At 55.7% G+C, this 26,087-nt stretch carries 23 protein-coding genes and 1 riboswitch; of the genes, 15 read left to right on the forward strand and 8 right to left on the reverse strand.

Annotation, left to right across the window (positions count from 1 at the left end; translation table 11 throughout):
- Window positions 1-67: 67 nt before the first annotated feature.
- Complete coding sequence (locus tag BLU05_RS10420; protein ID WP_091879742.1) at window positions 68-964, forward strand: LysR family transcriptional regulator; 897 nt, start codon at window positions 68-70, stop codon at window positions 962-964.
- A 33-nt stretch (window positions 965-997) separates the two neighbouring features.
- Here the strand turns inward: BLU05_RS10420 and BLU05_RS10425 are convergent, their stop codons facing one another.
- A complete protein-coding gene (locus BLU05_RS10425; RefSeq protein WP_091880239.1) occupies window positions 998-1,435 on the reverse strand; it encodes a GlcG/HbpS family heme-binding protein in 438 nt (145 codons plus the stop codon).
- Between the two features lie 93 nt (window positions 1,436-1,528).
- A complete protein-coding gene (gene phaR, locus BLU05_RS10430; protein WP_091879744.1) occupies window positions 1,529-2,140 on the reverse strand; it encodes a polyhydroxyalkanoate synthesis repressor PhaR in 612 nt (203 codons plus the stop codon).
- A 271-nt stretch (window positions 2,141-2,411) separates the two neighbouring features.
- Between phaR and BLU05_RS10435 the strand changes: the two genes are divergently transcribed.
- The 6 genes from BLU05_RS10435 (at window position 2,412) to BLU05_RS10460 (ending at window position 10,250) form a co-directional block, all read left to right on the forward strand.
- The gene (locus BLU05_RS10435; protein ID WP_091880241.1) at window positions 2,412-3,596 is read left to right on the forward strand and encodes an acetyl-CoA C-acetyltransferase; all 1,185 of its coding nucleotides are present in this window, start codon (window positions 2,412-2,414) and stop codon (window positions 3,594-3,596) included.
- Between the two features lie 130 nt (window positions 3,597-3,726).
- On the forward strand, window positions 3,727-4,452 hold the full coding sequence (locus tag BLU05_RS10440) for a beta-ketoacyl-ACP reductase (RefSeq protein ID WP_091879746.1): 726 nt from the start codon (window positions 3,727-3,729) through the stop codon (window positions 4,450-4,452).
- A gap of 683 nt (window positions 4,453-5,135) precedes the next feature.
- Window positions 5,136-8,213 (forward strand): helicase-related protein, encoded by a 3,078-nt coding sequence (locus BLU05_RS10445; protein ID WP_091879748.1) that lies wholly within the window; start codon window positions 5,136-5,138, stop codon window positions 8,211-8,213.
- Between the two features lie 14 nt (window positions 8,214-8,227).
- Complete coding sequence (locus BLU05_RS10450; protein ID WP_091879750.1) at window positions 8,228-8,632, forward strand: RNA-binding S4 domain-containing protein; 405 nt, start codon at window positions 8,228-8,230, stop codon at window positions 8,630-8,632.
- A 312-nt stretch (window positions 8,633-8,944) separates the two neighbouring features.
- Window positions 8,945-9,283 (forward strand): ferredoxin FdxA, encoded by a 339-nt coding sequence (gene fdxA / locus BLU05_RS10455; protein ID WP_091879752.1) that lies wholly within the window; start codon window positions 8,945-8,947, stop codon window positions 9,281-9,283.
- Between the two features lie 352 nt (window positions 9,284-9,635).
- Window positions 9,636-10,250 (forward strand): CarD family transcriptional regulator, encoded by a 615-nt coding sequence (locus tag BLU05_RS10460; protein ID WP_175540563.1) that lies wholly within the window; start codon window positions 9,636-9,638, stop codon window positions 10,248-10,250.
- Window positions 10,251-10,301: 51 nt separating this feature from the next.
- On the opposite strand, the gene BLU05_RS10465 is transcribed toward BLU05_RS10460, so the two are convergent.
- The 4 genes from BLU05_RS10465 to thiB all read right to left on the reverse strand — a co-directional run bounded on the left by BLU05_RS10465 (window position 10,302) and on the right by thiB (window position 15,375).
- Complete coding sequence (locus tag BLU05_RS10465; protein ID WP_244518313.1) at window positions 10,302-11,729, reverse strand: M48 family metalloprotease; 1,428 nt, start codon at window positions 11,727-11,729, stop codon at window positions 10,302-10,304.
- A 242-nt stretch (window positions 11,730-11,971) separates the two neighbouring features.
- Complete coding sequence (gene thiQ / locus BLU05_RS10470) at window positions 11,972-12,700, reverse strand: thiamine ABC transporter ATP-binding protein (RefSeq protein WP_091880244.1); 729 nt, start codon at window positions 12,698-12,700, stop codon at window positions 11,972-11,974.
- A 16-nt stretch (window positions 12,701-12,716) separates the two neighbouring features.
- Window positions 12,717-14,351: a thiamine/thiamine pyrophosphate ABC transporter permease gene (gene thiP, locus BLU05_RS10475; RefSeq protein WP_091879756.1), complete on the reverse strand. Its 1,635-nt coding sequence runs from the start codon at window positions 14,349-14,351 to the stop codon at window positions 12,717-12,719.
- Between the two features lie 4 nt (window positions 14,352-14,355).
- On the reverse strand, window positions 14,356-15,375 hold the full coding sequence (gene thiB, locus BLU05_RS10480; protein WP_091879758.1) for a thiamine ABC transporter substrate binding subunit: 1,020 nt from the start codon (window positions 15,373-15,375) through the stop codon (window positions 14,356-14,358).
- A gap of 45 nt (window positions 15,376-15,420) precedes the next feature.
- Window positions 15,421-15,538: riboswitch (TPP riboswitch) on the reverse strand.
- Window positions 15,539-15,948: 410 nt separating this feature from the next.
- Here thiB and BLU05_RS10490 point away from each other — a divergent pair.
- The 4 genes from BLU05_RS10490 to BLU05_RS10505 all read left to right on the forward strand — a co-directional run bounded on the left by BLU05_RS10490 (window position 15,949) and on the right by BLU05_RS10505 (window position 19,460).
- A complete protein-coding gene (locus BLU05_RS10490; protein ID WP_091879762.1) occupies window positions 15,949-16,575 on the forward strand; it encodes a thiamine diphosphokinase in 627 nt (208 codons plus the stop codon).
- Between the two features lie 103 nt (window positions 16,576-16,678).
- The gene (locus BLU05_RS10495) at window positions 16,679-16,975 is read left to right on the forward strand and encodes a hypothetical protein (protein ID WP_091879763.1); all 297 of its coding nucleotides are present in this window, start codon (window positions 16,679-16,681) and stop codon (window positions 16,973-16,975) included.
- Window positions 16,976-17,120: 145 nt separating this feature from the next.
- Window positions 17,121-17,480, forward strand: a complete 360-nt coding sequence (locus tag BLU05_RS10500; RefSeq protein WP_091879765.1) for a YMGG-like glycine zipper-containing protein — start codon at window positions 17,121-17,123, stop codon at window positions 17,478-17,480.
- A gap of 159 nt (window positions 17,481-17,639) precedes the next feature.
- On the forward strand, window positions 17,640-19,460 hold the full coding sequence (locus tag BLU05_RS10505) for an ABC-F family ATP-binding cassette domain-containing protein (RefSeq protein WP_091880245.1): 1,821 nt from the start codon (window positions 17,640-17,642) through the stop codon (window positions 19,458-19,460).
- 38 nt (window positions 19,461-19,498) lie between these two features.
- Here the strand turns inward: BLU05_RS10505 and BLU05_RS10510 are convergent, their stop codons facing one another.
- Entirely contained in the window at window positions 19,499-19,864 is a 366-nt protein-coding gene (locus tag BLU05_RS10510) for a cell division protein ZapA (protein ID WP_091879767.1), read from the reverse strand.
- 27 nt (window positions 19,865-19,891) lie between these two features.
- Window positions 19,892-20,164 (reverse strand): DUF4164 domain-containing protein, encoded by a 273-nt coding sequence (locus BLU05_RS10515; protein WP_091879769.1) that lies wholly within the window; start codon window positions 20,162-20,164, stop codon window positions 19,892-19,894.
- Between the two features lie 307 nt (window positions 20,165-20,471).
- On the opposite strand from BLU05_RS10515, the gene tkt reads away from it, so the two are divergent.
- From tkt to BLU05_RS10535, 4 genes are all read left to right on the forward strand, one after another.
- On the forward strand, window positions 20,472-22,457 hold the full coding sequence (gene tkt / locus BLU05_RS10520) for a transketolase (protein ID WP_091879771.1): 1,986 nt from the start codon (window positions 20,472-20,474) through the stop codon (window positions 22,455-22,457).
- A gap of 69 nt (window positions 22,458-22,526) precedes the next feature.
- Window positions 22,527-23,534: a type I glyceraldehyde-3-phosphate dehydrogenase gene (gap, locus tag BLU05_RS10525; RefSeq protein ID WP_091879772.1), complete on the forward strand. Its 1,008-nt coding sequence runs from the start codon at window positions 22,527-22,529 to the stop codon at window positions 23,532-23,534.
- 131 nt (window positions 23,535-23,665) lie between these two features.
- Window positions 23,666-24,859 (forward strand): phosphoglycerate kinase, encoded by a 1,194-nt coding sequence (locus tag BLU05_RS10530; RefSeq protein WP_091880247.1) that lies wholly within the window; start codon window positions 23,666-23,668, stop codon window positions 24,857-24,859.
- A 178-nt stretch (window positions 24,860-25,037) separates the two neighbouring features.
- Entirely contained in the window at window positions 25,038-26,063 is a 1,026-nt protein-coding gene (locus tag BLU05_RS10535) for a class I fructose-bisphosphate aldolase (RefSeq protein ID WP_091879774.1), read from the forward strand.
- The last annotated feature ends 24 nt before the right edge of the window (window positions 26,064-26,087 follow it).

Consider the following 26,087-nt stretch of genomic DNA (forward strand, 5'->3'; position numbering starts at 1 on the left):
CTTTAATCATTGAGAATTAGGGCATATGTCCGATAATAGCGGACATTACTTCCGCAATAGGCTTGCTATGGACAATCTGAATGGTCTCTTCGCCTTTGTGCGTTCAGCTGAAACCTTGAGTTTCGTTGCGGCGGGTCGGTCGCTGGGTGTTTCTGCCTCGGCGGTCGGAAAAACCATCGCCCGGCTCGAACAGAGGCTGGATGTACGCCTCTTCCAGCGCAGCACCCGGCGCATCAGCCTGACGGAAGAGGGACAGCTGTTCTACGAGCGCTGTCGCCGTATCATTGATGATCTTGGTGATGCGGAGTCCATGCTGTCGCGGACCAAGGAAGCACCGCGTGGACGCTTGCGTGTCAGCCTGCCGACGATTGGTTATCGCTTTCTCCTGCCGCACTTGCCGGAATTCGAGGAACTTTATCCGGAGATCGAGCTTGACCTCGATTTCAACGACCAGATCGTCAATGTGATCGAGGAGGGTTTTGACGCGGTCATCCGCAGCGGTGACTTACCCGATTCGTCGCTGATGGCGCGCCGTCTTGGGCCCTTCAGGCAGGTGCTTACTGCGTCATCAGCTTATCTCGACAGACGCGGAACGCCCGGGATATTGGGTGATCTGGTGCATCATGCATGTCTGCGTTATCGCTTCCCGACAAGTGGCAAATTGCAGGATTGGGTTATGGGAGGGGCAACGGAGGGTGAACTGCGCCTCTCGTCGGCGCTGGTCTGCAACAATATGGAGGCGCTTTATGGGGCAACCATCCGCGGCCTTGGCATTGCCTATATGCCGGATTTCCTTGTGGCCGATGCGGTAAAAACCGGTCAGTTACACACGCTGCTTGATGATTGCTTTGTTCAGACCGGGCAGTTCTGGGTGCTTTGGCCTTCGAACCGGCACTTGTCGCCCAAGCTGCGGGTCTTTGTCGATTTCATCGCGCCCCGGTTGTTTTCCGGGACGCGATTGTAAAACAAGGCCTGTTCAAAAAGAACAGGCCTGAGATCAGCCTTGGCCGCCGTCAGCGACGAAGCCAGCGGCTTCGATACCGGCAATAGCGGCAATTTCGTCATTATCGGATGTATCGCCGGTCACACCGACAGCGCCGAGGATTTCACCCTTGGCATTCTTGATCAAAACACCGCCAGCAACCGGAATGACGCGGCCACCCGAAGCTGCAATCAGTCCTTCGACGAAATGCGGACGGTCCTTGGCAAACTTCTCAACGGTGCGCGATCCCGTACCGATGGTCAGTCCGCCGAAAGCTTTGCCAAAGGCGATTTCGAAACGCAGCATGGAAGCGCCATCCTGTTTCTGGAAAGCTTTGAGATGGCCACCGGCATCCAGCACTGCAACGGAAAGCGGGCGCATCCCGGCTTCAGTGCCTTTGGCGAGTGCAGCTTTGATAATTGTATTGGCTTTGGAAAGTGATAGCTGAGCCATAATATCCTCTTGGGTCATGCGTTGATTATAGAATAGGCAAAGCCGATCCGCCGCGAGAGCCGGATGGTCAGTCGAAAACGGATTTGGCCTTGATTACTTGTCGAGAGAATCGAGCTTGCGCTGCATGGCAGCAATCTGTTCTTTCAGCTCGTCCAGTCCTGTGTCCTTCTTGGCGGTTTCAGCGGCGGGTGCTTCTTCAGCCTCGGCTGCTCCGGCCGTCTTGTTGAGCGGAAACGGCGTGAACATGCGCATGGCGTGTTGCAGCATTTCCGTATTGCGGCGGACTTGCTCTTCCACAAGCTTGACCGGCGCGCTGATGTCCATCATGTCGATGGGTGATTTGCCAAAGGCGGTCGTCAGTTGCTCGCGCATACGCTCCTGCTCCTTGGCAAAAGCGCTCATCGACTGTTCAAGGAATGTTGGCAAAACCACCTGCATCTGGTCGCCATAATAGGCGATGAGCTGACGCAGGAAGGGGATCGGCAGCATGTTCTGCCCGTCCTTGTTTTCCAGTTCAAAGATGATCTGGGTCAGTACGGGATGGGTAATATCTTCGCCTGTCTTGGCGTCCTGAACGGTGAAATCCTCATTTCTCTTCACCATCTCGGCCAGGTCTTCCAACGTCACATAGGTGCTTGTGCCGGTGTTATAGAGGCGCCGGTTGGCATATTTTTTAATGACGATTTCGCCGGTTTTGGCTGCCATCTGAGAACTCCCCAACTCATGTCATCAGACTCGAACGGTCCGAATTTGCGTGCCCGCTAACTCATATACATGCGAGGATAGGGGCAAAGTTGCACAATTCAAAGTGATTTGTGCAGCGCATCCATTGCGCAGATCATTCTAGCCTTTCCCTGCCGCAGAAGCGTTAAATTTGCCTTCAGGGCGAATGCCCCTTGTCAAACGGTCGCAGGGAGGGAATTCTGTTCAGGAAACCAAGCTGAATAAATTCAGCAGTCCATATGAGGAGACGTCCATGACCCAATCCATCGTTATCGCCAGTGCTGCACGAACCGCCGTCGGTTCGTTCAATGGCGCTTTCGCCAATGTGCCGGCTCATGAGCTTGGCGCTGCGGTGATCAAGGAAGTGCTGAGCCGCGCCGGTGTCGATGGTGCCGATGTCGATGAAGTGATCATGGGACAGGTGCTGAGTGCTGGTGAGGGACAGAACCCCGCCCGTCAGGCCGCCATGGAAGCTGGTATTCCGCAGGAAGCCACGGCCTGGGGGCTCAACCAGCTCTGTGGTTCCGGCCTGCGTGCAGTAGCCCTCGGCATGCAGCAGATCGCATCGGGTGATGCGGATATCATTGTTGCCGGTGGTCAGGAATCCATGTCCATGGCTCCGCATTGCGCGCATCTGCGCGGCGGTGTGAAGATGGGTGACTTCAAGATGATCGATACGATGATCAAGGATGGCCTGACGGATGCCTTCCATGGCTATCATATGGGCAACACCGCTGAAAACATTGCCCGCAAGTGGCAGTTTACGCGCGATGATCAGGACAAGTTTGCCCTCGGCTCCCAGAACAAGGCCGAGGCTGCGCAAAAGGCTGGCAAGTTCAAGGACGAAATCGTTCCATTCACGGTCAAGACCCGCAAGGGCGACGTGATTGTCGCTGATGATGAATATATCCGCCACGGCGCAACGCTGGATTCTCTCGCCAAGCTGAAGCCAGCCTTTGACAAGGAAGGCACAGTGACCGCAGGCAATGCGTCCGGTCTGAATGACGGCGCCGCTGCTGTTGTTCTGATGAGCGAGGAAGAAGCCAAGCGCCGTAATATCAAGCCTCTGGCACGCATTGTATCCTGGGCAACGGCTGGTGTTGATCCTTCAATCATGGGTACGGGTCCCATTCCCGCATCGCGCAAGGCATTGGAAAAGGCTGGATGGAAGGTGGAGGACCTTGATCTGGTTGAGGCCAATGAGGCATTTGCCGCACAGGCACTGTCCGTCAACAAAGATCTCGGGCTCAATCCTGACATTGTCAATGTCAATGGCGGTGCCATTGCCATCGGCCATCCGATCGGCGCATCGGGTGCCCGCGTTCTCAATACGCTGCTTTTTGAGTTGAAGCGTCGCAATGGCACAAAAGGCCTTGCCACTCTTTGCATTGGCGGTGGCATGGGCGTTGCCCTGTGCGTTGAGCGCATAAAAGACTGATCATAAAAATAGGCCCCGGTCCGGCTTTTGTCGGACCGGTGTCTTGGCAGCACTAAATTTCCAGGCTGCTGCCTCGTCTCTTTTTAACAATACTGACTTTGAAATCCAACATGCATTAGGGAGGGGAAATATGACCAAAACGGCAATCGTTACGGGTGGAACACGTGGTATCGGCGCGGCCATATCCGTGGCTCTGAAAGCGGCAGGTTACAAGGTCGCGGCAAATTACGCTGGCAATGATGAAGCGGCGAAGAAATTCACGGAGAAGACCGGCATTGCGACTTATAGATGGGATGTTTCCAATTATGAGGAATGTGCTGCAGGGATTGACAAGATCGAAGCGGATCTTGGTCCGGTTTCCGTGCTGGTCAATAATGCGGGTATTACCCGCGATGCCATGTTTCACAAGATGACACCGGGCCAGTGGGGTGAGGTGATCAATACCAATCTCACCGGCCTCTTTAACATGACCCATCCCGTATGGACGGGTATGCGCGACCGCAAATTCGGCCGGGTGATCAATATTTCCTCGATCAACGGTCAGAAGGGTCAGGCCGGGCAGGCTAATTATTCCGCGGCCAAGGCGGGTGATATCGGCTTCACCAAGGCACTGGCTCAGGAAGGTGCGCGCGCGGGCATCACCGTTAATGCCATCTGCCCCGGCTATATCGGAACAGAAATGGTGCGGGCTATCGATGAGAAGGTTCTCAACGAGCGTATCATTCCGCAAATCCCGGTCGGTCGTCTGGGTGAACCGGAAGAAATCGCGCGCTGTGTCGTGTTCCTTGCCTCGGATGATGCGGGTTTCATCACAGGCTCGACGCTATCAGCCAATGGCGGGCAGTATTTCAGCTGATCCGAGATTAAATCGAATGACGCCGCAGGCTGGAGACAGTCTGCGGCGTTTCATTTCTACGGGCGCGTGATTCTCGCTGGGACGGCCAAAGGTTAATGCCGCCGCCTGAATCTTGTCCTATTTCAGTTCCTCATCGGAGGCGATTGGTGCGAGTTACGCCGGAGTCGCACAAGATGTAGCCGTGAACAAAACGGGAAAATGAATAAAGCGCTGATTCGTCGCTGATTCGTTCTGCGTTTGATCATAGTGTGAACGGAAATGACCGTTTCGGCCTTTCGTCGCTTAACTAAGTGTAAGGAAATATTACGATTTTCTTAATCAGGCGAGAGTCTGGGGCCGTGCGGGTACAATGCTGAAATCCGAAAAAGCCATAGGTTAACGCGGATGGGCGGATTCGAACAAATCTTACAATTGCTGATTCAGCATCTTGTGCGACTCATGCCGCAGAAAGCTAGATGTGGCCGTGAACAAAGCAGGAATCTGGTCCTAGAGCTGATTCGTCGCTGATTCGTTCTGCTCGCGTTCTATTTCTTAATGGAACACTCCGTGAATCGGATCGCAATTGTTTATCTTGAGGTCGCCGCATACTTTCTGTCTGATACCGATAATGCTATCGGATAGTGCATGCCCGGCATGCCTTGCTGGTTTTGGTAAGGCCGTCGTGCCGGTGTTGGATGTTTTTGATGAACCTTATGCCTACCCCCGAACTTCCTTTGATCCTGAGCGGTCGTGACGTCACCGCCGTTCTGGGGCCGACGAACACGGGCAAGACCCATTTGGCGATTGAGCGGATGTTGGCGCACCAGACGGGCATGATTGGCCTGCCGCTGCGCCTGCTGGCGCGTGAAGTCTATAATCGTGTTGCCGAACGCGTGGGGCTTGCCAATGTTGCGCTGATAACAGGCGAAGAAAAGATTCAGCCGCCCGGTGCGCGTTATGCGGTTTGTACTGTTGAGGCGATGCCGCGCCAGACCGATGTGGACTTCGTTGCCATTGATGAAGTTCAGCTCGCCAATGATCTGGAACGCGGCCATATCTTTACCGACCGCATCCTGCATCTGCGTGGGCGTCAGGAAACGCTGCTCTTGGGCGCGGCAACCATGCGCGGCATATTGGAAAAGCTGCTGCGCGGCATTTCCGTCGTCACGCGTCCACGCCTGTCCCATCTCTCCTATGCTGGCTCTAAGAAGATCACGCGCCTGCCGCCGCGTACCGCCATCGTCGCCTTTGCTGCCGATGAAGTCTATTCCATTGCTGAACTGATCCGCCGCCAGAATGGTGGCGCGGCTGTGGTTATGGGGGCTTTGAGCCCGCGCACCCGCAATGCGCAAGTTGAGCTCTATCAATCGGGCGATGTGGATTATCTGGTGGCGACCGATGCGATTGGCATGGGACTCAATCTCGATGTTGATCATGTCGCTTTCGCACAGGACCGCAAATTTGATGGTTATCAGTTCCGCGATCTGTCGCCGGGCGAGATCGGCCAGATTGCCGGGCGCGCCGGACGACACCTGCGCGATGGCACGTTTGGTGTGACCGGACAGGTATCAGGCTTCTCCGAAGAGCTGGTGCAGCGGGTGGAATCGCACAATTTCGATTCGGTCAAGATTTTGCAGTGGCGCACGGCACGGTTTGACTTTTCCAGTATCGATGCATTGAAGCGGTCGATTGATACGCCTGCGCCGGTTGAGGGACTGACACGCGCGCTACCTGCGGTGGATCAGCAGGCGCTCGAATATCTGTCAAAAGACCCTGATATCGCTCCGCTGGCCAATACGCCGGAGCGGGTAGCATTGCTTTGGGATGTCTGCGCTTTGCCGGACTACCGGAAAATAGCACCGGCCCAGCACGCCGATATCATCGCATCGATCTATACAGACCTCGTGAAACATGGTCATGTCAACGAAACCTACATGGGCGAACAGGTACATCGGGCTGATACGACCGATGGCGATATTGATGCTTTGTCGCGACGGATCGCCCAGATCAGAACCTGGACTTTTGTGTCTCATCGGCCCGGATGGCTGGCAGATCAGGCACATTGGCAAGAAAAGACGCGTGAAATTGAGGACAGATTATCAGATGCACTGCATGAACGGTTGACGAAACGCTTCGTAGACCGCAGGACAAGCGTGCTTATGAGGCGCCTGAGAGAGAATACAATGCTAGAAGCCGAAATTAGCCCTGCCGGGGACGTTGTTGTCGAAGGGCACCATGTTGGACGTTTGGATGGATTCCGTTTTACGACGGACAGCCAGATTGATGGAACCGATGCAAAAGCCGTAAAGGCCGCTGCACAAAAAGCCTTGGCGACAGAGTTCGACAATCGCGCCGAGCGCTTTGCCGCTTCCGCGAATGGCGACTTTGCCCTTGCCTCGGATGGGACGTTGCGCTGGATCGGCGCTCCTGTTGCTTCCGTGGTCTCGGGCGAGCAGCCGTTGAAGCCGCGTGCGGTGCTTCTGGCCGATGAGCAATTGACGGGACCCGCGCGCGACAAGGTCGCTGCCCGTGTTGACCGTTTTCTTGCGCATCATGTGGATACGGTTCTCAAACCGCTTGTTGATCTTGCCAATGCCGATGCGCTGGTGGGGATCACGCGGGGATTGGCCTTCCAGCTGGTTGAAAACTTCGGCGTGTTGCAGCGCCGGGATGTGGCCGAGGATGTTCGCGGTCTCGATCAGGATTCGCGCGCAGCGCTCCGCCGTCTTGGCGTTCGCTTCGGTGCGTATCATGTTTTCCTGCCTGCCTTGCTCAAGCCCGCGCCTGCGGGTCTCCTGACGCTGCTATGGGCGCTCAAGGAAGATGCCAAGGATCGTCCGGGTTACGGCGATGTGGTGCAGGTGCTTTCCGCAGGCCGCACGTCCGTTGTGACCGATCCTGCTTTTGATCCATCCTTTTACCGCCTTGGCGGCTACAGGCTGCTCGGACGGCGCGCGGTGCGCATCGATATTCTCGAGCGTCTGGCTGATCTTATTCGTCCGGCACTGGCGTGGAAGCCGGGTGTGGGAACACGGCCTGATGGCGCCTATGACGGTACCCGTTTTGTCGTCACGCCTGCAATGATGTCCATTCTCGGTGCAACTGCCGACGATATGGAAGAAATCCTGAAGAATCTTGGCTATCGCTCGGAAGCAACCGATGTGGCTGTTGTATCCGCCAAGGTTGCAGAGCTTGATGCTGTCGCCCAGACAACTGCTCCGCAGGAAACGGCAGCTGCAGCGTCAAAAGCTGCGTCAACCACTCCAGCAGCCGAACCGGTCGGTGATCCGATCGTCAAACCAGTAGTTGAGGTTGTGGAAGCAGTTCCGGCTGCGGTAACAGAAGAAGCATCCGCGCCTGTTGCTGAAACTGCGGCAACTCCTGCGGTTGTGGAAGAGGCGCCCAAGCCTGTTCTTCTCTGGCGTCAGGCTCCCCGCTTTGAAGGCCGCCACAACAACAATAACCGCCGTTCGCAGGGTGCGCGCGAGAATCAGCGTGAGCCGCAGGCTCGCAATGGCAACGCTCCGGCGGAAGAGCGGCAACAGGGCCGCCCGAACCGCAATGCCGGTCCACAGGGCGAGCAGCGCGGCGAGCGCAGGGATTTCCGTGGCAAGGGCGGCAAGCCAGCTGGGGCTGACCGCTTCAAGCAGGATGGCGGCAAGCCATCTGGTAAACCTCAGCAACACGGTAAGCGGCCGGAACGTGAAGAGCGTCCGGTCAAGATCGACATGGACTCCCCCTTCGCCAAATTGCTGGCGTTGAAGGAGCAGATGAAGAAGTGAGGTCTTGCCTCTAAATGACGGGAACGGACCGGCAGCGCGTCGACAAGTGGCTGTTTTTTGCACGGGTGGTTAAATCCCGTTCCCTGGCGGCAAAACTGGCATCGGGCGGTAATATCAGGGTCAATAAGGACAAGATTGATCAGCCATCACACGGGGTCAAAGCCGGTGATGTGCTGACGATCACCTTGGACAGGCGCATTCTCATCTACAAGGTGCTCTCGGGTGGCACGCGGCGCGGTCCGGCTGAAGAGGCGCGGATGCTGTATGAGGATATTTCTCCACCACCTCCACCCAAAGATGCGATGAGCCGCCTTGATACTTTGCCGCGGCGCGATGCGGGCAGTGGCCGCCCTACGAAGCGCGAGCGACGGGAAGTCGACAGGCTGATGCTGGGCCGGAACGAAGAGCCAGAAGATTAGTTTGCGACAAAAAACGTGGAAATATCGAAATTCTCTCCCAATTCGTCGGCGGGGCTAAAATAATATTTCCCGAATAACTATATTAGGAGGCAATGGTTGCTTGTCGGCGGGTCATCGCGATGCGATGAATGGCACTCTGCGGACTTGAACTTTGGCTCATGTCCTGATGTGATGAAGACAATCTTTTACACGTCGAGATTTTTCGGGCCGCGTTCTGGTGCCGCAGTCCGTTCTTCCCCTCTTGTCAGCCCGGTGCCAAATCGTTACCTCAACCGCTGACACACTGACTATGGTGTCTTCAGGAGCCAGTAAATGACATATGTTGTGACCGACAATTGCATCCGCTGTAAGTATATGGATTGCGTTGAGGTCTGTCCGGTCGATTGTTTTTACGAAGGTGAGAACATGCTCGTCATCCATCCGGATGAGTGCATTGACTGTGGCGTTTGTGAACCGGAATGCCCTGCCGAAGCCATCAAGCCGGACACCGAGCCGGGGCTTGATAGCTGGTTGCAGCTGAATTCGGAATATTCGGAAAAATGGCCGAATATTTCGGCGAAGAAAGATGCGCCTGACGACGCCAAGGCAATGGACGGCGTAACCGGTAAACTGGAGAAGTACTTCTCACCGGAGCCTGGCGAAGGCGACTAGACCTGTTCAAAGCGCCATGCTTGCCCGCAAGACTGATTTGCCCTGAAAATCAAGTCTTGCAATACGTTTAATTTGAGCATGTGCAGCAAAAAGTTGATTCTGATCACTTTTCGTGTTATGGTCTGTCGATATGTTGATCATTGGACGTCAATTTCGTGGCGCTAAAGCATAAATCACCAATCGGCTAGATTTTTTCCGGACTTAACAGTTCAGGTTGAGGTTATTTGGTTGTGACCTGTCCTGCTGTTTGGTCTGGATTGCTTTGCGCGACATTATTGACGGCCGACAAACCGGGTTCCGGTTTCCAGTGATTGGTTTAACCGGTGCGTTTTGCCGGGCGCAGCAGGGAGTAATGAAGCGCATGACAGCAGTTCCGCAGAAAAAGACCGCCCAGCGTATCGGATTCAAAACGGGCGAGTTTATTGTATATCCGGCTCATGGTGTAGGACAGATCGTCAATATTGAAGAACAGGAAGTTGCAGGCCACAAGCTTGAGCTTTTTGTCATTGACTTTCAAAAAGATAAGATGCGCTTGAAAGTACCGGTTGCAAAGGCAACCGCCATTGGTATGCGCAAGCTCTCCGAGACAGATTATGTAGAACGTGCTCTGAAGGTCGTTCAGGGACGTGCCCGTATCAAGCGCACCATGTGGTCCCGCCGCGCGCAGGAATATGATGCGAAGATCAACTCGGGCGACCTGATTTCCATTTCAGAAGTTGTTCGCGATCTTTTCCGTGCCGACAACCAGCCGGAGCAGTCCTATTCCGAACGCCAGCTTTATGAAGCAGCACTCGACCGCATGGCTCGTGAAATTTCCGCCGTCAACAAGATGTCGGAAACCGAAGCTGTCCGTTTGATTGAAGTCAATCTCGCCAAGGGTCCCAAGCGTGGCGCGAAGACTGATGAAGTCGAAGCTGAAGCTGACGCAGACGTTTCCGTCGAAGACGAACAGGAAGAAGCCGCATAAAAACGGGTTCATCCATTTCAACAAAAAGCCCGGTTTTACCGGGCTTTTTTGTTATTCGCTAATGATCTTGACCTTATCGCCGACGGAAACCGTACCGCCCGGCGGCAGGGCATTGATCAACCGGAAGAGATCGAGCTTACGGTCTGTTCCCATGATCTGGTTGGACAGGCTGGCAAGCGTATCACCCGATTTGACCGTGACAACCCTGATACGCAGCGGCTTGATATTGGCCTTTTCCTGCGGCGTCAGTAGATGAAAACTCTGTGTGACCGTTTGTGCAGCTGGCATCAATGCAGTGCTGCCCGTCGGTGCTGCTGTCAGGAAGCGATAGATACGGTCGCCGGAGTTCACGACAAAAATATCAAATTCCCAACGATCCGCTTTGGCCTTTGCCGACGCGGCAGGCATGCCATTGAAGGTCGTTGCCTTGACGCTGGCGTTGTCGAGGCCCGTGACCCAGCCGCTGCGCATATAATCGACCATGGATGTCTTGCCGGATATCTGCGTTCCGTCAAAACGGATCGCGACTTCGCCGGGTCCCGTTGCCATGACAGCGGCAGCCGAATTGTCGATGACAAAGCCATCTGGAACCGTAAAGCTGACACCAAGCAGCGGATGCACAAAGGTACGACCGCGCACATAGCCTTCTTCCGGTGTGTCGCCATAAAGCAGCCCGTCAATGCCTTGCAGGAAGGAATCGCGGTCGGTCGTACCGACACCCGGCGCACCGATCTTGCGGGCATGGCCGCGCGCAAGCTCAATACGCTGCGGCGCGGAGGGATGGCTGGCAAGGAAGTCGAGGCTGGCATCGGTGGCGCCGGAGACGTTGCGGAAATCCGAATAGGCCGCCATGGATTGCAGGAACCGCGCGGCGGCAAAGGGATCATAACCAGCTTCACCGATCATCTTGATGCCGATGGCGTCAGCCTGCAGTTCCTGATTGCGTGAGAACTGCGCCATACGCAGCTTGCCGCGAATGAGGGCCTCGCGGCCTGCCTGATCGTCCTGCAAAACTTCCGATACAACACGCCCGGCAATAACAGCTTCCGCCTCGCGCTGTTGACGTTCAACACCATGATTGGCGATGACGTGGCCCATTTCGTGGGCGATAACAGCAGCGAGTTCCGCGCTGTCATTGGCCAAGGCGAGCAAGCCGCGTGTGACATAGAGATATCCACCCGGCAGCGCGAAGGCATTGATATTGGGCGAATTCAGAATGGTGATGCGGTAGGTATGGGTCGGATTATCAGAAACGGTGGTCAGATTGCCGACAACCTTGGCAACCATGCGCTCGAGCTTTGCATCCTTGTACTCGCCGCCATAGGTGGCAAGGATACGCGGATGCTGTTCGGCACTGAGTTTCGCCAGACGGTCATTCTTCGAGACGTTGTCAACGATGACAGGGCTGGACGACGGCCCAAGCGCATCTTCCTTCGTTACATTCAAGACTTGGCAGCCTGACAGAAAGGCAAGCAGCAGCGTTGCCGAAGCCACAGTCGTGCCTCGCCCTGCCGGAAAGAATCGTCGATTGCCTATCGGGAGAATGTGCGAGCCCAGAATCATGTCCTCATGTCGTACGGCGCCAGTACCAACGCTAAAATCAAGTTCTCACTCGTCTTTTGCCTGCGGAATCGGCGTGCTTACTTTCTAGCTAACCCGTTGAGCAGGCGGGAGCAAGAATTTCATTGATTTCTTATGAGACCCATTGAGTACAAAATATGTCAAAGTGATAACTCTTGCGAGCCGAGATATTTTCGCAACAGCGCAGGACCCTTGGTCGATAACAATTCCCGGGCAGGACCTGACGCTGCAACCCGGCCATTTTCAAGGAAAAACAACGTTGATGGTAGGCGCAGGGCATCTTCGGGGTGATGTGTAACCATGACAACGGTCATTCCGGTGTCTTTTTGAAGTTGGCTGACAAGATCAAGCATTTCATGGCGCAGCGCCGGACCAAGTGAAGCAAAGGCTTCATCCAGCAGCAGCACAGGCCGGTTACGAACCAGCGCACGCGCAATGGCCACACGCTGGCGTTCGCCTCCCGATAATGCCTGTGGTTTGCGTTGCTCTTTGCCGGCAAGACCAACTTTTGCGATAGCATCACGGACCGCAGCATGATCGGCCTCATCGAGCCGAAGACTGGACTTGCGGCCAAGGCCGACATTGGCGGCGACATCGAGATGGGCAAACAGATTGTTCTCCTGAAACACCATCGAAACCGGTCGCTGCGAGGGCTCGATCTCGGTCATGTCCTGATCACCGATCAACACCCGGCCGGATACAGGCGTCTCAAACCCGGCTATCAGATTGAGAACGGTCGACTTGCCCGCACCGCTTGGTCCAATGATCGCAGCGATGGATGATGGTTCGATGGCAAAGTCGAAATGCATGGCCATGTCACCATAATCGAAGCGAACGGCATCAAGCCGGATCGCTGCTCCGCCCCCCACCAACTTTCTCACCGGTTCAGTCATTTCTTTCATTGTCCTGTCGGGTGAGGCTGGCAGCACCGCGATCTGCCGTGAACATCAGCAACAGGCAGAGAACGCCCAGGATCAGCGCCAATCCTGCTGCATCCTGTGTGCGATAACTTCCCATGCGCTGCAAGAGCAGGAAAGGCAGAGTCTGGATGGAATCATTGCCGAAGAGCGCGATGGTTCCAAGATCGCCAAGCGACAGGGCCATGGCAAAGGCGAAGGCAACAGCTATGGGCAGGCGCAAGACGGGCCAGTCGATCAGGCGCAACCGATCCCACCCTGATATGCCGAGTTGAAGGCAAAGCCTGTTGTGACGGCTTGCAGCCGTATCCCAGGCGGGGCGCAGGATGCGGAAGGCGAAAGGCACGGCCATGGCGGCATTAACGCAAATGACCATAACAGGCGCAAGGCTGAATGGGTCGATCACATGGCGTGAAAGAATGAACCAGCCAGCACCAATGACGATGGGCGGTACGACCATGATCAGGCTTGCACCCAGATCCAGCGAACGCTCGAAAAATCTTGGCGCCGATGCCTGCCTTTGGCTTTGCAGATATTCCCGTGCCATGACAAGCGAGAGCGAGATAAGCACGGAGAGGAGGGCGGCTCCCGCGCCAAGCACGATGCTTGTGATAATAGCGCGCCAGACAGCGAATTCCGTCATCAACCGGGACAGATCAGCGCCTAACCCCGAGACAATGGTTCCTGCCATGGGAAGACCAACGAAGAACAGGCCAAGGACGATTATTGCTGTATTGGCGATTTTTGTTGTCCGGTTCGGTCGATCAAACCGTCGGGCACTTGTCTGAAGACTGAAACCCTCTTCTGCCGGTTTGCCCGTCAGGCTGAGCAGGAGCAGAACGGCTATCGTCAAGCTCAACTGCAGCAGTGTAAGCGATACGGCGCGGGCAATGTCGAAGTCAAAGTGCAGGGATTGGTAGATCGCAACCTCCAGCGTGGTTGCGCGCGGCCCGCCGCCCAGCGTCAGGACGATGGTGAACGATGTGATGCAGAGCATGAAGATCAGTCCGGCAATACCGGAAAGATTGCGCCTGACGACCGGCCATTCGATCAGTTTGAACCGGGCCCAACTGCCCATGCCAAGCTGCGAGGATAGTTTCCAATAGTCGAAGGGAATGGAATCAAGGCTGGCAAGTATGAACCGTGTCGCCAGTGGCAGGTTGAAAAAGACATGCGCTATCAGAATGCCGGTAAGGCCATAAATATTGGGTCTGGCATCGATTCCAAGCTTGTCAAAACCAAAAGCAAGCAGGCCATTGCGGCCATAAATGCTGGTGATGCCAAGGACCGCGACAAGCGCGGGCAGGGCCAATGGCAGGGCAAAGAGGCGTAAGATGAGCGCCCGGCCCGGAAAGGCGGGATGTTCATGCAGTGCCCGGGCGAGGGGAATGGCAAAAGCAACCGCAAGCAGCATCGATAGTAGCGCCTGCATGAGGGTAAACCGCGCCACACGCCATAAATAGCTGTCAAAAGCCGCAAAGCCTTCGGTGCTTCCACGCAGCGCTTCCCCTGCAAGGCCGAAAAGAGCGCCACCCGCAAGCACCGCCAGAAAGGCGAGGGCAATGGCCCCGGCCCATGGTTTCAGCATACGGGTGGCAGTCATGGTGCTACAGGCTCATGGCCGCCAGCCATTCATCGATCCAGGCTTTGCGGTTCTTGGCAACCTCTTCGGCTGGGAAGATCAAAGTCTTGACTGGTTTCACAAGGTTCTCGAAGGCCGGGTTGAGAGCGTCAGTGGTTTTGGCCGCTGGATACATCCAGTTGTTTTCGGGAATGGCGTCCTGAAATGCCGGACTGGTCATGAAGCTTAGAAACTGCGCCGATAGCGGGTTTTTCGCACCGTTGACAGTTTGAGCCGCGACCTCGATCTGCAAGTAGTGCCCTTCGCTGAATGAAATCGCCTTGTAGCGATCCACCCGTTCGGCGATCAGATGATAGGCCGGAGAAGTGGTGTAGGACAGAACGAGGGGTGCTTCGCCCTTGGTGAAGAGGCCATAGGCCTCGGACCAGCCTGGTGTGACGGTCAAAACGCGATTTTTCAGCTTGGCCCAGGCTTCACCGGCCTTGTCGCCATAAACAGATTTAACCCAGAGAAGCAGACCGAGGCCGGGCGTCGAGGTGCGCGGGTCTTCGATGACGATTTTCTGCGTCGGATCGCCTTCGACAAGTTCTTTCAGAGTCTCGGGCGGCGTTTTCAGCTTTTCCGAATCATAAATGACGGCGAAATAGCCGTAGTCATAGGGAACGAATATATCATCCTTGTAGCCACCGGGGATATTCACCGCGCTGGTGTCGATGCCATGGGGCGCAAAAAGATTGGTTTCCTTGGCCTCATAGGTCAGATTGGTGTCGAGCCCGAGAACAATATCGGCCTTTGTCGATTCGCCTTCGAGTTTGATGCGGTTGAGCAGCGCGACGCCATCGGCAACGGCTACAAATTCCACCGTGCATGCACATTGCTTCTCGAAAGCCTCCTTGACCTTCGGTCCCGGACCCCATTCGGCGGTGAAGCTTTCATAGGTGTAAACGGTGAGTTTGCCTTCGGCCTGTGCCGCGCCAATTGGCGTGAGGCCGAGGATTGCGGCCAAAACAGCCGCGGTCTTTACAATAGTCCCAAATGGCCGCATCGGCGCCTCCTATCGTTCGTGGTTCAAAAGGATTGGTGCGCCGGCAAATCTGCCGCGTCTAATCCCTCCGCCGGTACAAACCGGATCAGGTTCCGCGGGTTGGCAGGGTTTCCCCTTAAGCCTCTCAGCCGGTCGATCAGACCAAGCACCCCGTTAGAGCATCGCAAGGATAGAGGTTCGGCCAGAGCGGTGCAAGCGGTCGATGCTTATGAAATCCTTATGTTTTGCCCAATCTACCAAATCGAAAGCTGACATTCCCCGCCCTATCTTCCGCCGCGAAAACATCCCCTCACGGCCTGTTTTCCAAAAGAAAGGTTCAATCATGTTTCGCGGTCATGGCTTTTATTATTCCGGCGTCAGGGTTCAGCAGAGTGCAGCATCGAGGAATCCACGGAATAATCCGATGCGCTTGCGTCTCCGCCGTCAAAAATTCTTCGCGGCACTCAATCCAAGCCTGTTTCTGGCCGTGGGCGTCGCGATTGCAGGCATTGCGGCAATTGTGCTCGGCCGGCTGGGGTAGAACCGCTTCAGCAAGCCCTGTGCGACCGGCTTTTGCCATGCTATGGCCGGTGCATGAGCAAATTCGTTCTTCTCCTTGGTGGCACGCTTCACGTTACCGATCGTCTTCGGCGTCTCGTGGCGGGAGCGCGTGTTCTTGCCGCCGATGGCGGGATAGTTCATGCGGGCGCGCTGGGCCTTGAACCGGAACTGTGGCTGGGCGATTTCGATTCGACATCGCCTGAGTTGGCAGAACGCTATGCCCACATACCACGTTCGGTATTTCCCGCGGCCAAAGACATGACCGACGGCGAACTGGCGCTCAACGAAGCCTATCGGCTGGGGGCGACGGAAGTGATTCTCTGCGGCGCTTTTGGTGGTGAACGCACAGATCATACGCTGCTGCACCTGACCATGGCGACCCGCTATGCTGCGGAAGGCCGAAAGATTATCCTGTCGAGCGGGACCGAAGAAGCACACCCTCTGGTTGCAGGGGAATATTCGTTCGATTTTGCTGATGGAACTGTGTTCAGCATTGTTGCATTTACGTCCCTGCGTGGATTATTTATCCGTGGTGCGCGATGGCCGCTGGAAAATATGGAACTTTCTTTCGGTTCATCGCTTACAGTGTCGAATGCCGTGTGTGGAAATCTCCACGTATCGCTTCGTTCAGGCAATGCAGTTCTGATTGCGGCGCCGTAAAATTGCCCAACGCTTGTAAAACAAAGCGGAAAATGCAATTCTTGCGGTACAGCATTGGGGACGCAAGCTGGTAGGTTTAGTTTTAAAACGGGAGAGGTCTTCCATGTTGAAAAGTTTGTCGACAGTAGCAGTTGCAGCCGTTCTGGCACTTTCAGTGGCCGGTTGTACAACTGGTGAGCAGCGCGCTGCAGGTTATGGTGTTGGCGGTGCAGCCCTTGGTGCATTGGCCGGTGGTGCAATCGGTGGTGGCCGTGGTGCGCTCGCTGGTGCAGCTATCGGTGGTGTTGGCGGCGTCGCCGTTGGTGCCGCAACAGCCAACAATGATGGTGGTGGTCGTCGTTATTGCACGTATGAAAACCGCTATGGCGAGCGCTATCGCGCACCTTGCCGCGGTTACTAATTCTTCCCCATCAGGGAATACAGGACAGGCCGGGAAACCGGCCTGTTTCTGTTTGTGGGCCATGCAGCCTGCTCAAGCCGATCTTTCTTCTGCCGCATTAGGGCTTCAAGGTTTGCCCGCTATATTCATGTTGAGAGGATTTACAATGGGTTTTCGTTTAGCCGCGATTGCGGTTTCAGCGCTTCTGGCCATGTCGTTGGCTGGCTGCGAAACGAGCGAACAGAACCAGCGTGCCGGGACGGGTGCGCTGATTGGCGGCGGTGTTGGTGCACTTGCCGGACAGGCACTCGGACATAATACCAAGAGCACGGTGATTGGTGCGGCCGGCGGCGCGCTTCTGGGTGCAGCTGTTGGTACTGCAACAACACCGAGCGGCAGCGGTAATGGCAACCAGAACCTTTGCCGTTATCAGCGGCCCGATGGCAGCATTTATAATGCTCCCTGTGAAGGCAATGGCGGTCGTGGCGCAGGCTATGGCGGTTATAACAATGGCGGCGGCTACTAAACAGCACGTTGCTGAATGATGAATGCAGACAGGCCGGATTTCCGGCCTGTTCTGTTTTATATGGTAAAGATATTTGACAGCGGCGCCAATCTCGCCGACAAGCGCCCGTCGGCACTGATGTCAGGCAATAGCGCTCATTTTCCAGAACTGAAAAACTCCATGGCTCCTCCACTTCTTCGTCTTGACCGGATTGCATTGACGTTTGGCGGCACACCGCTTTTGACCGATGCGGCTATCTCCGTCAGCGAGGGCGACCGTATCGCCCTTGTTGGCCGCAATGGTTCGGGCAAGTCAACGCTGCTGAAGATCGCGGCAGGCTTTATTGCGCCAACCGACGGCGAAGTGTTCCGCCACCCTGGTGTGACGGTTCGCTATCTGGCACAGGCGCCCGATATGGAGGGCTTCGCCAATGTCCGCGATTATGTCGAAGCAGGTCTTGGACCGGCGGATGATCTTTATCGTGTCAGCTATATTCTCGAACATCTCGGTCTGACCGGAGAGGAAAAACCTGACAATCTGTCGGGCGGTGAGGCGCGCCGTGCGGCATTGGCCAAGGTTCTGGCACCGCAGCCGGATATCCTGCTTCTCGATGAGCCCACCAACCATCTGGATTTGACAACCATTGAATGGCTGGAAGGTGAGCTTAGGCAGATCCGCTCCAGTATCGTGGTCATCTCCCACGACCGACGCTTTCTCGAAAACATCAGCCGCGCGACGGTTTGGCTTGATCGCGGCGTTACGAAACGGCTTGATCAGGGCTTTGGCGCTTTCGAAGAATGGCGCGACAAGGTGCTTGAGGAAGAAGAGCGCGATCTGCACAAGCTTGGCCGCCAGATTGTGCGCGAAGAACATTGGTTACGATACGGCGTTACGGCACGGCGCAAACGCAACATGCGCCGCCTCGGCGAGCTGCACACCATGCGCGGCGAATTCCGCAATCATCGGCGCGCGCAGGGAACGGCGGTTCTCAAAGCCAGCGACAGCAAGGAATCCGGCAAGCTGGTTATCGAGGCGGAACATCTGGTCAAGGCTTATGGCGAGCGTGTGCTCGTCAAAGATTTCTCCACCCGCATCCAGCGCGGCAACTGTGTCGGCTTTGTCGGCCCGAACGGTGTCGGCAAGACCACGCTTCTCTCCATGCTGACGGGTTTGCTGGCACCCGATAGCGGTTTTACCCGTCTTGGCACCAATCTTGAAATCGCGGTGCTCGATCAGAAGCGCGACAGTCTCAACCTTGAGCAGACGCTTTCCGACTATCTGACTGACGGTCGCGGTGAGAATGTCATTGTCAATGGCGAGCAGCGTCACGTCGCGTCCTATATGAAGGATTTCCTGTTCCAACCGGAACAGCTGCGCACGCCGATCCGCGAACTCTCCGGTGGTGAAAGGGCGCGCCTGATGCTGGCGCGCGTCCTCGCCCGTCCGGCCAATCTGCTGGTGCTCGACGAGCCAACCAACGATCTCGATATGGAAACGCTTGATCTCCTGCAGGAACTGGTTTCCGGTTTTGCCGGAACGGTGCTGCTGGTCAGCCATGATCGCGATTTCCTTGATCGTACCGTAACGTCAGTCATCGCACCCGAGGGTGACGGCCGCTGGCTGGAATATGCGGGTGGCTATACGGATATGCTGGCACAACGCAAGGAAGCGGCACTGGCAACCCGCAAGGAACTCAAGACCGCCAAGCCGCAGACGTCCGCTGATGCATCCAGCGAAAAGCCAGCGGCGCAGCGCGAGGAAAAGCGCAAGCTTTCCTACAAGCAGAAATTTGCGCTGGAGAATCTGCCGGGCAAGATGGAGGTGTTGCACGCCGACATCCACAAGCTTGAGGCGAAGCTCGCTGATCCCAATCTTTTTGCCAAGAACCCGCAGCTTTTCAACAAGACAGTCGAGGAGATTGGCAAAAAGCGGCATGACCTCGAACGTTTCGAGGAAGAGTGGCTGGAACTCGAAATGCTGCGCGAGGAAATCGGAGGCTAGAGCACCAAGGGCTGCTCTCGCTTCGTTACCTAACGATCTTAATTGGCTTTTGGCGCAATCTTTGCGGCGAGATTCTCAATACGGGTTGTGACCTCGGAAAGAACACCTGTTATGGCCGTGTCGTTCTTATCTGCTTTTTGCAGAGCTTCGTCACGACTCTTACGCAGGGCATCGGCTTCGTTTTCAAGGCCTTTCACGCGCATCTGCAATTCATGCAATTCGTCCGTGATCATAATACCGGCCATGACAGTCAGGCGCAGATCACCAATTTCGCCGAACGACGATTTAAGGTGCGTTACGTAGCGGTCAAATCGTTCGGCAAGGCCGGTCAGGTGTTGCTCCTGGCCTTCGTCACAGGCCATCCGGTACGCTTTGCCGTCAATCGTAACTGTTACAGTGGCCATGGTCGTCTCTTTCAACTGATGTCGATACTACCGGTCCAGTACGGTGCGAATGGATTCCATCGCCGTTACGAGACGGCGAGAGACTTCCTTGTTTGCCGCTTCCAGACGTTCCGCACGTCCTTCCGATGCGTCCAGCTCCTGTGCCAGCTTTCGCCGGTCCATGTTCATGCGCTGGACTTCTTCCTCGGCTTCGGCAAAATCACCTTCCTGCTCAAGGCGCATATCAACTGCGTCCTCGAGGTGAGCCAAGGCTTTTGCCAGTCTTTCCAGAACCTGTTTGAGGGTGGCTTCCTGTGCCATTTTCGCGTTTCCCCTGTGTGTCGCTCTTTGTCGCGAATCGCAAAAAGAAGAACAACTTATGCGTGGAAGTCTAGAGGGCACATCAACGTCGCGTCAATCAATCCGCGTTGTCACAGTCCAGTCATGCACTGATAATACAGCTAAGGATAGCCTGTGCGACGAAAGAGCCCGCTTTTCGAAAGCGCCATTTTGCCTTAGGTTTTATTGACTCCCTCATGACACCTGCTATGTGTCGCGTGCCTTTTGGATTTTGTCTGAACCGGCGTCCAGAAACGGCATTTCCTATCCTCTTCGAAAGACGGTACACATGACCAATTCTGATAAATCGAACCAAATGGCCAATGCAATCCGCTTTCTGTCGGCGGATGCAGTGGAGAAGGCCAATTCCGGCCATCCCGGCCTTCCCATGGGCGCAGCCGATATTGCGACCGTTCTCTATACCCGTTTCCTCAAGCACGATCCGAAAGCGCCGCATTGGCCTGACCGTGATCGCTTTGTCCTTTCCGCAGGGCACGGCTCGATGCTGCTTTATTCGGTGCTCTATCTTTCCGGTTACGAAGATATCACCATCGACCAGATCAAGAATTTCCGCCAGCTTGGCTCGCGCACAGCTGGCCATCCGGAATATGGCCACGCCGCCGGTATCGAAACCACAACAGGCCCGCTCGGCCAGGGTCTGGCCAATTCTGTCGGTATGGCGCTTTCCGAGCGCGTCCTGAACGCTGAGTACGGCGATGATCTGGTAAACCACCATACCTATGTGATCGTGGGTGACGGTTGCCTCATGGAAGGCATCAGCCAGGAAGCTATCGCGCTTGCCGGGCATCTGAAGCTGAACAAGCTCATTGTTTTCTGGGATCACAACAACATTTCCATCGACGGTCCCGTGTCGCTCGCTGACAATACGGACCAGTGCGCCCGTGTTGAAGCATCCGGCTGGAATTCCATCAATGTCGATGGCCATGATCAGGATGCAATCGCTGCTGCGATTGAGAAGGCCCACAAATCAGACAAACCAACGCTGATTGCCTGCAAGACAACAATCGGTTTCGGTGCGCCGACCAAGGCTGGCACCAACAAGGTCCATGGTTCGCCGCTGGGTGCGGAAGAACTCGCCGGTGCCCGCAAGGCACTGGGCTGGACATCCGAGCCCTTCGTAGTCCCTGCCGATATTCTTGATACGTGGCGTCTTTCCGGCCTGCGTTCCGCTGGGGAACATACAGCATGGAACAAGCGCCTGGCCGCCGCCGATGCGGAAATCCGCGCGGAGTTCGACCGTCGCATGCGCGGCGATCTGCCCGGTAATTTTGATGCCACTATCATTGCCTACAAGAAGAAGCTTTCCGAAGACAAGCCGAAGGTTGCGACCCGCAAATCATCGGAAATGGCGCTTGAGGTCATCAATGCCGTGGTCCCGGAAACCATTGGCGGCTCCGCGGATTTGACCGGTTCCAACAACACCAAGACCAGCCAGACGCAGAACATCAGCCCTGAGGATTATGGTCAGCGCTATGTGCACTACGGCATCCGTGAGCACGGCATGGCAGCTGCCATGAACGGTATCGCGCTGCATGGCGGTCTCATTCCCTACTCAGGCACGTTCCTTACCTTCTCGGATTATGCGCGCGGTGCGATGCGTCTTTCGAGCCTGATGGGCATCCGGGTCATCTATGTGATGACACATGATTCCATCGGTCTGGGTGAAGATGGCCCGACGCACCAGCCGGTTGAACATCTGGCTGCACTGCGTGCCATTCCGAACAATTACGTGTTCCGTCCGGCCGATGCCGTCGAAACCGCCGAGTGCTGGCAGTTGGCACTGGAGTCGCGCAAGACACCGTCGACACTGGCGCTTACACGTCAGAACCTGCCGACAGTCCGCACCGTGCATGTGGATGAGAACAAGTGCGCCTATGGTGCCTATGAACTCGCTGCAGCAAGCGGCAAGGCGGAAGTGACGATTTTTGCGACCGGTTCGGAAGTCGAGATCGCTCTCGCCGCCCGTGCACAGCTGGAAGCGAACGGCCATCCGGCCCGCGTTGTATCCGTGCCCTGCTTCGAGCTTTTCGAACAGCAGAGCGAAGACTACAAGCGTGCCCTGCTTGGTGATGCGCCAGTCAAGGTTGCGGTGGAAGCTGCAATTCGCCTCGGCTGGGACCGTTTCATCGGCGTTGACGGCATCTTTGTCGGCATGACCGGCTTTGGTGCCAGCGGCCCGATTGAAGAGCTTTACCCGCATTTCGGCATTACAGCGGAAGCCATCGTTTCGGCGGCAGAAGGCAAGTTGAAATAATCGGCGGTTTACCGCTTAAGCAAGGGCGCCCAGGGTCTTGACCCTCAACCCCCAAGGAGAAACTAAAAAATGACTGTTCGCGTTGCAATCAACGGGTTTGGCCGCATTGGCCGCAATGTTCTTCGCGCTATTATCGAGTCCGGCCGCACTGACATTAAAGTCGTCGGCATCAATGATCTGGGTCCAGTCGAAACCAATGCGCATTTGATGCGCTATGACTCCGTCCATGGCCGCTTCCCCGGTACTGTTACGGTATCCGGCGACACCATCGATGTTGGTCAGGGTCCGATCAAGGTAACTGCGGTGCGCAACCCGGCAGAATTGCCTTGGAAAGAGCTTGATGTTGATATCGCGCTTGAATGCACCGGCATCTTCACGGCCCGCGACAAGGCTGCGGCTCACCTCGAAGCCGGTGCCAAGCGCGTTATCGTCTCGGCTCCCGCTGATGGTGCTGATCTGACTGTCGTGTTCGGCGTGAACGATCACAAGCTGACCAAGGACCATCTGGTTATTTCCAATGCTTCCTGCACCACCAACTGCCTTGCGCCGGTTGCCTTTGTGCTCAACGAAGCCGTCGGCATCGATCATGGTTTCATGACCACGATCCACAGCTATACCGGTGACCAGCCGACGCTCGACACCATGCACAAGGATCTTTATCGCGGCCGTGCTGCGGCTTTGTCGATGATCCCGACTTCAACAGGCGCTGCCAAGGCCGTTGGCCTTGTTCTACCAGAACTCAATGGCAAGCTTGACGGCAGCTCGATCCGCGTTCCAACCCCGAACGTCTCGGTTGTGGATTTCAAGTTTGTTGCCAAGCGTGCGACAACGGTTGCCGAGATCAATGATGCGATCAAGACCGCTGCCAATGGCAAGCTGAAGGGCATTCTTGGTTATACGGATGCGCCTAATGTCTCCATCGACTTCAACCATGATCCGCATTCCTCCATATTCCATCTCGACCAGACCAAGGTCATGGACGGAACCTTCGTTCGCGTCCTGTCGTGGTACGACAATGAATGGGGCTTCTCGAACCGGATGGCTGACACGGCCGTCGCGTTCAGCAAGGTCATCTGAGTGACTGAGGCCTGATATGTTGCAAAATGGCGGGTCGACAACACCCGCCATTTTTGTTTTTGCTTATGATAACGGGAGTGTTCGGTCTGCAAGTGACCGGATAGTCTCCGATCCAGACAGGGATGATGACCATGCCAGCTTTCAAGACTCTCGATGATGCCGATGTTAAGGGAAAGCGCGTTCTTCTGCGTGTTGACCTCAACGTGCCGGTTGCCAATGGCCATGTAACGGATGCCACCCGGATCGAGCGTGTTGCTCCCACCATTCTCGAATTGTCGAAGAAGGGCGCCAAGGTCATCCTGCTTGCGCATTTCGGTCGCCCGAAAGATGGCCCGACGCCGGAATTTACCCTGAAGCCAATTTCCCATGCGGTTGCCAAGGTCCTCGGCCAGAATGTGCATTTTGCCGAGGATAGCATTGGCGAAAAGGCCGCTGAAGCCGTCGCCAAACTCAATGACGGCGATATCCTGCTGCTTGAGAACACCCGCTTCCACAAGGGCGAAGAAAAGAACGATCCTGTTTACGTCAAGGCGCTTGCGGCCAATGGCGATATTTACGTCAATGACGCGTTTTCGGCAGCCCACCGCGCCCACGCCTCGACTGAAGGTCTGGCGCATGTCTTGCCTGCTTATGCGGGCCGCACCATGCAGGCGGAACTTGAAGCGCTGGAAAGTGGTCTTGGCAATCCGAAGCGTCCGGTTGTTGCTGTTGTCGGCGGTGCAAAAGTTTCATCCAAGCTCGATCTTCTCGGCAATCTGGTGCAGAAGGTTGATGCGCTTGTGATTGGCGGCGGCATGGCCAATACATTTCTGGCGGCACAGGGCGTCAAGGTTGGCAAATCGCTGTGCGAGCATGATCTTGCCGACACCGCTCGCGAAATTATGGCCAAGGCGCAGGCCGCCAACTGCACCATTATTCTGCCTGTAGATGCCGTTGTTGCCTGGCATTTTGAAGCCAATGCGCCGTCCCACGCCTATGGTCTGGATGCAATCCCGGAGGATGGCATGATCCTCGATGTGGGGCCTCAATCGATCGAGCGCATCAAAGGTGCGATTGATGATGCGGCAACACTCGTCTGGAACGGCCCGCTTGGTGCTTTTGAGCTGACACCTTTTGACAAGGCAACCGTTGCGGCGGCCCGGCATGTGGCAGAACGGACAAAAACAGGCCATCTCGTTTCGGTTGCGGGTGGTGGTGACACCGTTGCCGCGCTCAACCATGCGGGCGTTGCCGATGATATGACCTATATTTCGACCGCAGGCGGCGCTTTTCTTGAATGGATGGAAGGCAAGCCGCTTCCGGGTGTTGATGTACTCAAGCGTTAATGGCGCATTCAAGCTGATCCGGGGTCTTTAAACAGGCCCCGGATTAACGAAGAACAGAAAATGTTATCCTGTTAAATCGGTTGAAAAAATTTCAATCGTTTCAAAGGCTTGAACTGCCATTCCGTTTGATATGAGCTTCTGGTATGGGCCAGACAACGAAAAACGGAGTGCATGATCTATGAGCGAACGCCTGGAAGATATCGCAATTGCAATGGTTGCCAACGGCAAAGGCCTGCTTGCTGCGGATGAAAGCACCGCAACGATCAAGAAGCGGTTCGATACAATCGGGCTTGAATCGACAGCCGATAGCCGCCGCGACTATCGCGAAATGCTGTTCCGCTCCGATGATGCCATGAAGAATTACATCTCCGGCGTCATTCTCTATGATGAAACCCTCCGTCAGAATGCCAAGGATGGCACACCTTTCGTGCAGCTCCTGAAAGCTGCGGGCAGCATTCCGGGTATCAAGGTTGACGCGGGTGCCAAGGATCTCGCCGGTTTTGCTGGTGAGACGATCACCGAAGGCCTCGATGGCCTGCGCGACCGGTTGGCCGAATATCACAAGCTTGGTGCGCGCTTTGCCAAATGGCGCGGCGTTATCAATATTTCCGATAATTTGCCAACTTGGGGCGCTGTGAAGCAAAATGCGCAGGCTTTGGCCCGTTATGCCGCTCTTTGTCAGGAAGCTGGTATTGTGCCGATCGTCGAGCCTGAGGTGCTGATGGACGGCAAGCCCGGCACGCATTCGATTGAGCGCTGCTACGATGTGACCGAATGGGTTCTGAAGACCGTTTTCACTGAGCTTTATGATGCCCGCGTTGTGCTTGAAGGCATGATCCTCAAGCCAAACATGGTCATCGATGGCAAGAATGCCCGCAAGGCTTCGGTCGAACAGGTTGCCGAGCAGACGGTTCGTCTGTTGAAGTCAACGGTTCCTGCTGCGATACCCGGCATTGCGTTTCTCTCCGGTGGCCAATCGGATGAAGAAGCAACGGCGCATCTCTCGGCGATGAATGCTGCTCACGACCTGCCATGGAAGCTGACTTTCTCCTATGGTCGCGCTTTGCAGGCCGCGGCTCTGAGCGCCTGGAACGGCAAGTCGGAGAATGTTGCAGCCGGTCAGCGCGCTTTTGCGCACCGCGCCAAAATGAACAGCCTTGCCGCAACAGGCGGCTGGAAAAAGGACCTGGAAAAGGCCGCTTAAGCGTTTTTTATCTAAAAGCGTCTC

The organism is Phyllobacterium sp. OV277 (assembly GCF_900104355.1).
In the GTDB taxonomy this organism is placed as follows: domain Bacteria; phylum Pseudomonadota; class Alphaproteobacteria; order Rhizobiales; family Rhizobiaceae; genus Phyllobacterium.

Bases quoted from the DNA above. Each gene is read 5' to 3' on its own strand.
- BLU05_RS10535 (WP_091879774.1), top strand. From the start codon at position 25,038: ATGAGCGAACGCCTGGAAGATATCGCAATTGCAATGGTTGCCAACGGC.
- BLU05_RS10495 (WP_091879763.1), top strand. From the start codon at position 16,679: ATGTTGAAAAGTTTGTCGACAGTAGCAGTTGCAGCCGTTCTGGCACTT.
- BLU05_RS10460 (WP_175540563.1), top strand. From the start codon at position 9,636: ATGAAGCGCATGACAGCAGTTCCGCAGAAAAAGACCGCCCAGCGTATC.
- BLU05_RS10510 (WP_091879767.1), bottom strand. From the start codon at position 19,864: ATGGCCACTGTAACAGTTACGATTGACGGCAAAGCGTACCGGATGGCC.
- BLU05_RS10450 (WP_091879750.1), top strand. From the start codon at position 8,228: ATGACGGGAACGGACCGGCAGCGCGTCGACAAGTGGCTGTTTTTTGCA.
- thiP (WP_091879756.1), bottom strand. From the start codon at position 14,351: ATGACTGCCACCCGTATGCTGAAACCATGGGCCGGGGCCATTGCCCTC.
- BLU05_RS10425 (WP_091880239.1), bottom strand. From the start codon at position 1,435: ATGGCTCAGCTATCACTTTCCAAAGCCAATACAATTATCAAAGCTGCA.
- tkt (WP_091879771.1), top strand. From the start codon at position 20,472: ATGACCAATTCTGATAAATCGAACCAAATGGCCAATGCAATCCGCTTT.
- BLU05_RS10420 (WP_091879742.1), top strand. From the start codon at position 68: ATGGACAATCTGAATGGTCTCTTCGCCTTTGTGCGTTCAGCTGAAACC.
- thiB (WP_091879758.1), bottom strand. From the start codon at position 15,375: ATGCGGCCATTTGGGACTATTGTAAAGACCGCGGCTGTTTTGGCCGCA.
- BLU05_RS10435 (WP_091880241.1), top strand. From the start codon at position 2,412: ATGACCCAATCCATCGTTATCGCCAGTGCTGCACGAACCGCCGTCGGT.
- gap (WP_091879772.1), top strand. From the start codon at position 22,527: ATGACTGTTCGCGTTGCAATCAACGGGTTTGGCCGCATTGGCCGCAAT.
- BLU05_RS10505 (WP_091880245.1), top strand. From the start codon at position 17,640: ATGGCTCCTCCACTTCTTCGTCTTGACCGGATTGCATTGACGTTTGGC.
- fdxA (WP_091879752.1), top strand. From the start codon at position 8,945: ATGACATATGTTGTGACCGACAATTGCATCCGCTGTAAGTATATGGAT.
- BLU05_RS10500 (WP_091879765.1), top strand. From the start codon at position 17,121: ATGGGTTTTCGTTTAGCCGCGATTGCGGTTTCAGCGCTTCTGGCCATG.
- phaR (WP_091879744.1), bottom strand. From the start codon at position 2,140: ATGGCAGCCAAAACCGGCGAAATCGTCATTAAAAAATATGCCAACCGG.
- BLU05_RS10490 (WP_091879762.1), top strand. From the start codon at position 15,949: ATGAGCAAATTCGTTCTTCTCCTTGGTGGCACGCTTCACGTTACCGAT.
- BLU05_RS10530 (WP_091880247.1), top strand. From the start codon at position 23,666: ATGCCAGCTTTCAAGACTCTCGATGATGCCGATGTTAAGGGAAAGCGC.
- BLU05_RS10515 (WP_091879769.1), bottom strand. From the start codon at position 20,164: ATGGCACAGGAAGCCACCCTCAAACAGGTTCTGGAAAGACTGGCAAAA.
- BLU05_RS10445 (WP_091879748.1), top strand. From the start codon at position 5,136: ATGAACCTTATGCCTACCCCCGAACTTCCTTTGATCCTGAGCGGTCGT.
- BLU05_RS10440 (WP_091879746.1), top strand. From the start codon at position 3,727: ATGACCAAAACGGCAATCGTTACGGGTGGAACACGTGGTATCGGCGCG.